The organism is Micromonospora sp. NPDC023644 (assembly GCF_040640115.1).
GTDB lineage: Bacteria > Actinomycetota > Actinomycetes > Mycobacteriales > Micromonosporaceae > Micromonospora.
Genome location: NZ_JBFABA010000027.1, coordinates 59,221 through 68,391 on the forward strand (window position 1 = coordinate 59,221; position 9,171 = coordinate 68,391).

The window sequence follows — 9,171 nt, forward strand, 5'->3', positions numbered from 1 at the left end:
GCTGACTCGCTCGGGCGCCCGCTCCGACCCGCGCAGGGGCGTCGGCGGCGGTCACCGCCGGGGCGTCGGGGGAGCTCACGCGGGCCGGGGAAGTCCGGCCACCAGCGACCGGCAGGCGTCGTCCGGGGAGAGCGCCGTGCCCCGGTCGAACTCCGCCGAGAACGCCAGCGGACCGAGCGCCTCCCGCGCGGCGCCGGCGATCCGGTCGACGTCGCCCCGCTCCCCGGCCGGCAGCGGCGCACCCACCGAGGCCCGCGCCATGGCCGCCGAGCCGAGCAGCCGGGCGGCGTCGGCGTACCGGCCGTCGAGCGTCGCCGTCCCGGCCAGCCCTTCCAGCGCGAGCGCCTGCGCCCGGGGGTCGCCGAGGGCGGCGGCGACCTCGAACGCCTCGGCGTGCAACTCGCGCGCGGCCCGGGCGGCGCCCCGCTGCTCGGCGACGAAGCCAAGCTCGGCCAGGAGCAGGGTGCGCACCACGTCGGCGTCCAGGCCCGGCTGGCGGGTCCATTCGAGCACGCCCCGCAGCAGCTCCTCGGCGGCGTCCAGCCGGCCCTCGCGGCGGGCCCCCAGCCCGAGACCGATCTGCGCGTACAGCTCCCCGGGCTTGAAGTGCTGCTCCGCGGCCAGCCGCAGCGCCCGCTCGTGGAACTCCCGCGCCCGGTCGTGGTCGCCGGTGAGCAGCGCGATCCGGCCCAGGCCGGAGAGCCGGTCGGAGGCCTCCAGCCACAGTCCGAGCTCCTCGGCCATCCGCAGGCCCTCCCGGTGCAGCCTGGCCGCCTCCGGGTAGTCGCCGACCGCCTCCGCCCGGGAGGTGAGCGCGAAGGAGGCCTGGAGCTGACCCCACCGGTCGCCCAACTCGCGGAACAGCGCCACGCTGCGCCCGCCGTCCCGGCCGGCGGCCGCCAGGTCACCCCGGGACTGGGCGTGCCCGGCCCGCAGGCTCAAAGCGATGGCCGTCCCCCAGCGGTCACCGAGCCGCTCGAACCGCGCCAGCGCGTCGTCGACCAGCTCCTCGCTGGCGGTGACGTCACCCGCGGTGAGCAGGGCGAGACCGAGGAAGCAGGCGGCCCGTGCCCGCCCGGCCGGGTCCTCGTCCGGCGGCCAGGCGGCCAGCGCCGGCGCCACCAGCGGGGCGTGGTCGCCCCCGGTCTCCAGCAGGGCGAGCCCGGCCCGCCAGCACTGCGCCGCCGCCCGCAGCGCCGCCGGCGCGGGCCCGCGCACGGCGAGCGCCACCTCGAGCGACCCGCGCGCCTCGCGCAGCCGGCCGCGCAGGTACCGGTACCAGGCCAGCGCGGTCGCCAGCTCCAGCGCGTCGACCGCGTCGCCGTCGGTGCGGGCGCCGTCCAGCGCGAGGCGCAGGTTGGCCGCCTCCTGGTCGAGCCGCGTCAGCCAGCGCCGCTGCGCCGACCCGCGCAGCCCCTCGTCGGCCCGCCGGGCCAGCTCGACGTAGTGCCGCCGGTGGCGCCGGCGCAGCGCCGCCTGCTCGTCGGCCTCCCGCAGCCGCGCCAGGCAGTACGCGGCGACCGATTCGAGCAGCCGGTAGCGCGGCTCGCCGGCGGCCTCGGTCACCACCACCAGTGAGCGGTCGACCAACCGGACCAGCAGCCCGAGCACGTCGTCGGCGGGCAGGTCCCGGTCGGCGCACACCGCCTCGGCGGCCTCCAGCGTGCAGCCGTCGGCGTGCGCGGCCAACCGCCGCAGCACCACCCGCTCCGGGTCGGAGAGCAGCTCCCAGCTCCAGTCGATCATCGCGCGCAGGGTCTGCTGGCGCGGCGGGACGCCCCGGCGGCCTCCGGCGAGCAGCCGGAACCGGTCGTCCAGCCGGGCGACCAGCCCGCGTACGCCCAGCGCGCGGACCCGGGTGGCGGCCAGCTCCAGCGCCAGCGGGAGCGCGTCGAGGCGGCGGCAGAGCTCGGCGACGTCGCGGGCGTTGGCCGCGTCGAGGGCGAAGCCGGGGGCGGCCGCGGCGGCGCGGGCGACGAAGAGCTGCACCGCGCTGGAGCGGGCCAGCACCGCCGGCTCGGTGGCCTCCGGGGCGGGCAGCTCCAGCGGGGGCACCGGCCAGACCCGCTCGCCCGCCAGGCCGAGCGGGTCCTGGCTGGTGGCCAGCAGGCGTACGCCCGGGGCGTGCCGCAGCACCCGCTGGGCCAGCTCGGCGACCGGCTCCACGACGTGCTCGCAGTTGTCGAGCACCAGCAGCAGGTCCCGGCCGCGCAGGGCGTCGACGAGACGGTCGGCGGGGGTGGCCGGGGCGCCCGTCGGGCCGGGCTCGCCGGCCCCGGTGTCGCGGATGCCGAGCACGGTCAGCAGCGATCCGGCCAGCGCGGCGGGATCGCCGGGGCACAGCGGCGCCAGCTCGACCAGCCAGACCCCGTCCCGGTACGCCTCGACGAGCCGGTGGGCCGCCTCGACCGCCAGCCGGGTCTTGCCCACCCCTCCGGAGCCGACGAGGGTGACCAGCCGCCCGACGCGCAGCGCCTCGTGCACCTGGCGTACGGCCTCCGCGCGCCCGACCAGGGGGGTCAGCGGGACGGGCAGGTTGGTGCGCGGCGGCGCCGGCGCGGCGGCCCCCGGACCCGGCGGGTCGCCGGGGCCCGTCCGGCCCGCGCGGTCGTCGGCGCCCCGGGCGGACCCGGCGTGCGGGTCGTTCGTGCCGGTGGCGGACCCGGGCGGCGTCGCCGCCGGCGCGTCGGTGAGCAGCGCCGGGTCGTGCGCCAGGATCGCCCGGTGCAGGGCCACCAGCTCCGGCCCGGGATCCAGCCCCAGCTCGTCGGCGAGCTGCCGACGGAAGCGGGCGTAGCTCTCCAGCGCCTCGCCCTGCCGACCGGCCCGGTAGAGGGCCCGCAGGTGCAGGGCGCGCGCCCGTTCCCGCAACGGGTGCCGCGCCACCAGGTCGGCGAGCTCCCCGACCAGGTGGTGGTGCTCGCCCAGGGCGAGCCGGGCCTCGCCCCGCGTCTCGACGGCCACCAGCCGCTGCTCCTCCAGCCGGCTCGCCAGGGGCAGGGTGAACGGCGCGTCGGCGAAGTCGGCGAGCACCGGCCCGCGCCACAGCGCGAGGGCCTCGTCCAGCAGCGCGACCCGGTCGCGCCACCCGGGCGTGGCGGCGGCCCGCGCGACCAGCGCTGCGAAGCGCTCGGCGTCGGTCTGCTCCGGTCCGGTGCGCAGCAGGTAGCCCGGTGCTCGGGAGACCACCAGCTCCCGGCCGCCGTCCTCGGCGGCCTGCAACGCCCGCCGCAGCCGCCACACCTTGGTCTGCAGGGCGCCGCTGGGGTCGGCCGGCGGCCGGTCGCCCCACAGGTCCTCGACCAGTTGACCGACGGGCACCGGGCGGCCCTGGTGTGCCAGCAGGTCGGCGAGCAGGGCGCGGACCTTCAGGTCGGGCACGACGACCGGCGCGCCGTCCGTCGTCCGGACGGCCAGCGGACCGAGGAGCCCGAAACGCATGGCGTCACCGTAACGCAGCGCACCGACGACGGGCGGTCACTGCGGACCGGGAGCGCACCGGGAGCGCACCGGGAGCGCACCGGGAGCGGAGCCGGGCACGGTGGGACGGGGCGACGGGTCGGCCCGCGCGTCCGGCCGGCGTCCGCCAGGTGCGGCGCCGCCCCCGTGCCGGCGCCCGCGCCGGGCGCGTACGCCGGAGCCGCCGCCGGCCCCGGCAGGCGGACGTCCGTGAGCCACGAATGGAGAAGCACATGAATCTGCCACCGGTCGTGTCGCGGTCGGAGTGGGAGGCCGCGCGGGAGCGGCTGCTGGTCAGGGAGAAGGAGGCCACCCGCGCCCGCGACGCGCTGGCCGCCGAGCGGCGCAGGCTGCCGATGACCCGGGTCGACGGGGACCACGTCTTCGAGGGTCCGGACGGCCCGGCCCGCCTGGTCGACGTCTTCGACGGCCGGCGGCAGTTGATCGTCTACCACTACATGCTCGCGCCGGGGGAGTCGCACCCCTGCGAGGGGTGCGCGATGTTCGTCGACAACCTCGGTCACCCCGCCCACCTGCACGCCCGGGACACCAGCCTCGCGCTCGTGTCGCGGGCGCCGCTGGCGGAGATCACCCCGTTCCGGCAGCGGATGGGCTGGACGTTGCCCTGGTACTCGTCGTACGGCACCGACTTCAACACCGATCTCGGGGTCAGCTCGGCGGCGGGGGAGTCGTTCGGGCTGAGCGTCTTCCTGCGCGACGGGGACGAGGTGTACCGCACCTACTTCACCACCGCGCGGGGCGTGGAGGCGCTCGGCAGCAACTGGACGCTGCTCGACCTCACCCCGCTGGGCCGCCAGGAGACCTGGGAGGACACCCCGGACGGACGCCCGCAGGGCGAGCCGTACGGCTGGTGGCGGCTGCACGACGAGTACGACGCCCAGGCACCGGCCGGTGCGGAGGGCGGACGAGGATGGCGGTGACCGCGAGCGGGGCGGCGCCGCGAGCGGGCCGGCGCGAGTGGACCGGCCTGGCTGTGCTCACGTTGCCCACCCTGCTGCTCTCGCTGGATCTCAACGTCCTCTACCTGGCGCTGCCCCAGCTGAGCGCCGACCTGGCGCCGGACGCCGCCCAGCTGCTCTGGATCATGGACATCTACGGCTTCATGATCGCCGGATTCCTGGTCACCATGGGGACCCTCGGCGACCGGATCGGGCGCCGCCGGCTGCTCATGATCGGCGCGGCGGCCTTCGGCGTGGCGTCGGTGGTCGCCGCCTACTCCACCAGCGCCGGGATGCTGATCGCCACCCGGGCGCTGCTCGGGGTGGCCGGGGCGACCCTGATGCCCGCCACGCTGTCGCTGATCAGCAACATGTTCCGCGACGCGCGGCAGCGCACCACGGCCATCGGCCTCTGGATGAGCTGCTTCATGATCGGCGCGATCGTCGGGCCGCTGGTCGGCGGCGTGCTGCTCGAGTCGTTCTGGTGGGGCGCGGTCTTCCTGCTGGGCGTACCGGTGATGGTCGTGCTGCTGGTGGCCGCGCCGCTGCTGCTGCCGGAGTACCGCAACCCGGACGCCGGCCGGCTCGACCTGTTCAGCGTGCTGCTGTCGCTGGCCACCGTCCTGCCCTTCGTGTACGGCCTGAAGGAGCTGGCCAAGGACGGCGTCGGCGCCCGGCCGGTGCTCGCGATGGTCGCCGGCGTGGCGGTCGGCGTGGTCTTCGTCGCCCGCCAGCGTCGCCTCGACAGCCCGCTGCTCGATGTGCGGCTGTTCGCCGACCGGACCTTCAGCGCCGCCCTGGGCGTGATGCTGCTCGGCGGGGCGACCATCGGCGGTGTCGCGCTGCTCTTCGCGCAGTACGCCCAGCTGGTCGCGGGCCTCTCCCCGCTGCGGGCCGGGCTCTGGATGCTGCCGTACGCGGTGTCCATGCTGATCGGCTCGATGCTGGCGCCGGTGCTGGGGCGGAGGTTCGTCCCGGGCCACGTGGTCGCCGGCGGCATGGCGATCGCCGCGGTCGGCTTCGCGCTGCTGAGCCGGGTGGGCGCCGCCGACGGGCTCGGCCTCGCGGTGACCGGCCTGGTGATCGTCTACCTCGGCTTCGGTCCCGGTGCCGTGCTGGGCACCGACCTGATCATCGGGGCGGCGCCGCCCGAGCGGGCCGGCTCGGCGTCGTCGATGTCGGAGACGAGCACCGAGTTGGGCGTGGCACTCGGCGTCGCGGTGCTGGGCAGCGTCGGCACCGCCGTCTACCGGGGCGAGATCGCCCCCGCCCTGCCTGGCGACCTGCCCGCGCAGGTGCGGGAGGCGGCCGGCGAGTCGCTGGCCGGGGCGAGCGCGGTGACGGGGCAGCTCCCCGCGCAGACCGGCGACGCGCTGCTCGAGGCCGCCCGGGCGGCGTTCACCAGCGGGTTCAACGTGGCCGGGACGGTCAGCGCGGTGCTCGCGGTGATCCTGGCGGTGCTCTCGGCGCTGCTGCTGCGGCGCGTGCGCCCGGCCGACGAGCCGGCCGGCGCTGTCCCGGCGGCCCCGGCCGGCGGCACCGACGAGGCGTCCGCGCCGGCCCGGGGCTGACCGGGCCGGGGGCGCCGCCGCCACGGCTGCCACCGCCGCCGCCACGCGGTCACCGCCGGCGGCGGCGGTGGCGTCTGAGGAGGCGCCCGGCGGGCGGTGGCACCGCACGGCGGGAGAAGACGCCCGGCGGACCTGGGCCACATAGTGGAGGCACGTCGCCGAACGGGCGTACGGCGGCCCTGTGCCGGACCGGATGAGCGGGGTCTTCCGTCCCCGAGCGGCGAGCGGACATCCACCGGCAGCCCGCGCCCACCGTGGCTGGTTCGCGGTGCCGCGCACTCCTCGCCTATCCCCTCAGGAAGGACAGAGACGTGACCGCCTCCCAGAACGTGATAGCCGCCCTGTCGGCGGACGGCGAAGAGTTCGACAGCCTGGTCGCCGGCCTCGACGCCGACGGCTGGGCGATGCCGACCCCCGCGCCCGGCTGGACGATCAGCCACCAGGTGGCCCACCTCGCCGCCACGTTCCGGCTCGCCGGGCTGGCCGCCGCCGCCCCGGCCAGGTTCACCGCGATGCTCTCGCAGCTCGGCACCGACTTCGACGCCAACGTCGAGCAGGCGATGGCCGAGTTCCTGGCGGAGCCGCCGGAGGTGCTGCTGACCCGGTGGCGGGCCGAGCGCGACAGGGCGATCGAGGCCCTGGCCGCGGTGCCGGCGAAGCAGATGGTGCCCTGGCTGGTCAACCCGCTGCCGCCCGGGGTGCTCGCCAGCGCCGGGATGATGGAGCTGTTCGCGCACGGCCAGGACATCGCCGACGCGGTGGGCTTCCGCCGCCAGGTCACCGACCGGATCCGCCACCTCGTCGCGTTCGCCGTGCGGGTCCGGGACTTCGGTTACCTGGCCCGGGACCTGACGCCGCCGGAGGAGGAGTTCCGTTTCGAGCTGACCGCCCCGTCCGGTGCCCGGTGGGACTTCGGGCCCCTCGACGCCGAGCAGCGGATCACCGGTCCGGCGCACGACTTCTGCCTGCTGGTCACCAGGCGTCGGCACCGCGACGACCTCCGGCTCACCGCCTCCGGCGCGCTGGCCGACCACTGGCTCGACATCGCGCAGGCGTACCGGGGGCCGGCCGGCGCCGGCCGTGCCCCGGGCCAGTTCGCCATGGCCGGTCGCTGACAGCTTCCTGTCGCGGCAGCTCCCGCGGCCCGACCGTCCCGCCCGCGCGGCGGGCGCGGCGGGGCCGGGGGAGCTGCCCGCATCCGACTCGGCGGCGGTGGGTGCGGGCCCACCGCCGCCGAGTCGCGTCGCCGGCCGGTCGGTCCGGCGGGCCGCGCCGGACCGGCCCGGCGGGCCGCGCCGGACCGGCCGCCGCCTCCGTCGTCTACCGGCCCAGCACCCGGTACCTGGCCTCGGAGCGGTCCCGCAGCGGCTCCCACCACCAACGGTTGTCCCGGTACCAGTCGATGGTGGCCGTCAGCCCCGCCCGCAGGTCCGAGTAGTTCGGCCGCCAGCCCAGCTCGTCGCGCAGCTTCGACGAGTCGTTGGCGTAGCGCAGGTCGTGGCCGGGCCGGTCGGGCACGTGGTCGTAGCCGCCACGGTCACCCATCAGCTCCAACACCAGCTCGACGATCTCGCGGTTGCTCCGCTCGTCGCCGGAGCCGATCAGGTAGGTCTCGCCGAGCCGGCCGCCGGCCAGGACCAGGTGCACCGCGGCGTTGTGGTCGTCCACGTGGGTCCACTCCCGCACGTTCTGCCCGGTGCCGTACAGCTTCGGCCGGTCGCCGGCCAGCAGCGCGGTGACCTGGCGCGGGACGAACTTCTCGACGTGCTGGTACGGGCCGTAGTTGTTCGCGCAGTTGGACAGGGTCGCCGCGACCCCGAAGGACCGCACCCAGGCCCGCACCAGCAGGTCGGAGCTGGCCTTGCTCGCCGCGTACGGGCTGGAGGGCTGGTACGGGGTCTCCTCGGTGAACCGGTCCGGCGAGTCCAGCGGCAGGTCGCCGAAGACCTCGTCGGTGGAGATGTGGTGCAGTCGCCGGTCGTGCCGCCGCACCGCCTCCAGCAGCGTGTACGTGCCGAGGATGTTCGTCCGCACGAACGGCTCCGCGTCGTGCAGCGAGTTGTCCACGTGCGACTCGGCGGCGAAGTGCACGACCACGTCGCAGGCGGCGACCAGCCGGTCGACCAGGTCCGCGTCGCAGACGTCGCCCTCGACGAACCGGATCTGTCCGGCCACCGACCGCAGGTTGTCCCGGTTGCCGGCGTAGGTGAGCGCGTCGAGCACGCACACGTCGTACTCGGGGTGGTTTCGCAGCGTGTAATGAACGAAATTCGCGCCGATGAAGCCGGCACCGCCGGTGACGAGCATTCTGGTCATGGTCTCGAATCGTAGGGCGAATACCCGCCAGCGGCATTCGAAGAATTGCGGAAATGTCGACGGTCGGCCGTTTCGAAAGGAGAACGGTTCGCGCGTCCGGCCGAGACCGCACGACGGGAGAAGGCCCCGGCCGCCGGTGACTGGCACAGTGGTCCCCAACTTTGTCCCGCCGCGGGCCGGATCACCAATTCGGCCGGGCGTACCCATCCGTCACACGGGAGGTCGCGTGAAGAAGGTCGCATTGGCAGTGATGGTCACGATGCTCGGTGGTCTGTTGGTGGCGCCCGCGCAGGCGAGCCCCCCGGAGGCCGACCGGGAGCGCAGGCGTCCCAGCTGCGCGAGCCGTTTCGACCACACCGTACGGCAGCGCGACGCGGCGTTCGCCGCCCGCGACGTCGACCGGCTCATGACGTTCTACCGGCCGGACGCCGTGGAGATCGACCCGAGCGGCGCCCACCACCCCGATCGGGCGGCGATCACCGCGCACCTGACCAACCTGTTCACGCTCACGTTCGAGTCCACCTTCGTGGAGCGCCAGCGCGTCGTCGACGGCTGCGACACCGCGCTGCTCGTCCTCGACTCCCGGTTCCGCATCCCGGAGTTCGGCGTCGACCAGCACTTCGTCACCGCGCAGACCTTCACCTACGAGCGCGGCGAGTGGAAGCTGCTGCTGGCGGCGAACACCATGCTGCCGGCCTGACCGGCAGTCCTTCGGCCGGGCGTCGGGGCGTTGCCCCGGCGCCCGGCCGCGTCGCGGCGGGGGGGGGGGGGGGGGGCCCCCCCCCCCCCCCCCCCCCGGACCCCCCCCCCCCCCCCCCGGGGGGCCCCCCCCCCCCCCGGGGGGCGGGGGGGCGAGGACCACAGAG

6 protein-coding genes are annotated in these 9,171 nt (G+C 76.3%); 4 read left to right on the plus strand and 2 right to left on the minus strand.

Annotation, left to right across the window (positions count from 1 at the left end):
- Positions 1 to 75: 75 nt before the first annotated feature.
- Complete coding sequence (locus tag AB0G08_RS19545; protein WP_358089688.1) at positions 76 to 3,441, minus strand: BTAD domain-containing putative transcriptional regulator; 3,366 nt, start codon at positions 3,439 to 3,441, stop codon at positions 76 to 78.
- 251 nt (positions 3,442 to 3,692) lie between these two features.
- On the opposite strand from AB0G08_RS19545, the gene AB0G08_RS19550 reads away from it, so the two are divergent.
- The 3 genes from AB0G08_RS19550 to AB0G08_RS19560 all read left to right on the plus strand — a co-directional run bounded on the left by AB0G08_RS19550 (position 3,693) and on the right by AB0G08_RS19560 (position 7,104).
- Complete coding sequence (locus AB0G08_RS19550) at positions 3,693 to 4,400, plus strand: DUF899 domain-containing protein (RefSeq protein ID WP_358089691.1); 708 nt, start codon at positions 3,693 to 3,695, stop codon at positions 4,398 to 4,400.
- Positions 4,397 to 5,989, plus strand: a complete 1,593-nt coding sequence (locus AB0G08_RS19555) for an MFS transporter (protein WP_358089694.1) — start codon at positions 4,397 to 4,399, stop codon at positions 5,987 to 5,989. Before AB0G08_RS19550 ends, AB0G08_RS19555 begins: the two co-directional genes overlap by 4 nt.
- Positions 5,990 to 6,300: 311 nt before the next feature.
- The gene (locus AB0G08_RS19560) at positions 6,301 to 7,104 is read left to right on the plus strand and encodes a TIGR03084 family metal-binding protein (protein WP_358089696.1); all 804 of its coding nucleotides are present in this window, start codon (positions 6,301 to 6,303) and stop codon (positions 7,102 to 7,104) included.
- Between the two features lie 205 nt (positions 7,105 to 7,309).
- On the opposite strand, the gene rfbB is transcribed toward AB0G08_RS19560, so the two are convergent.
- Positions 7,310 to 8,296, minus strand: coding sequence for a dTDP-glucose 4,6-dehydratase (gene rfbB, locus AB0G08_RS19565; RefSeq protein WP_358089708.1), 987 nt, complete (start codon positions 8,294 to 8,296; stop codon positions 7,310 to 7,312).
- A 235-nt stretch (positions 8,297 to 8,531) separates the two neighbouring features.
- Here rfbB and AB0G08_RS19570 point away from each other — a divergent pair, with 235 nt between their 5' ends.
- Positions 8,532 to 9,005 (plus strand): nuclear transport factor 2 family protein, encoded by a 474-nt coding sequence (locus AB0G08_RS19570; RefSeq protein WP_358089699.1) that lies wholly within the window; start codon positions 8,532 to 8,534, stop codon positions 9,003 to 9,005.
- Positions 9,006 to 9,171 lie beyond the last annotated feature (166 nt).

Excerpts from the sequence above, each read along its gene's own strand:
- rfbB (WP_358089708.1), bottom strand. The coding sequence starts at position 8,296 with ATGCTCGTCACCGGCGGTGCCGGCTTCATCGGCGCGAATTTCGTTCAT.
- AB0G08_RS19545 (WP_358089688.1), bottom strand. The coding sequence starts at position 3,441 with ATGCGTTTCGGGCTCCTCGGTCCGCTGGCCGTCCGGACGACGGACGGC.
- AB0G08_RS19550 (WP_358089691.1), top strand. The coding sequence starts at position 3,693 with ATGAATCTGCCACCGGTCGTGTCGCGGTCGGAGTGGGAGGCCGCGCGG.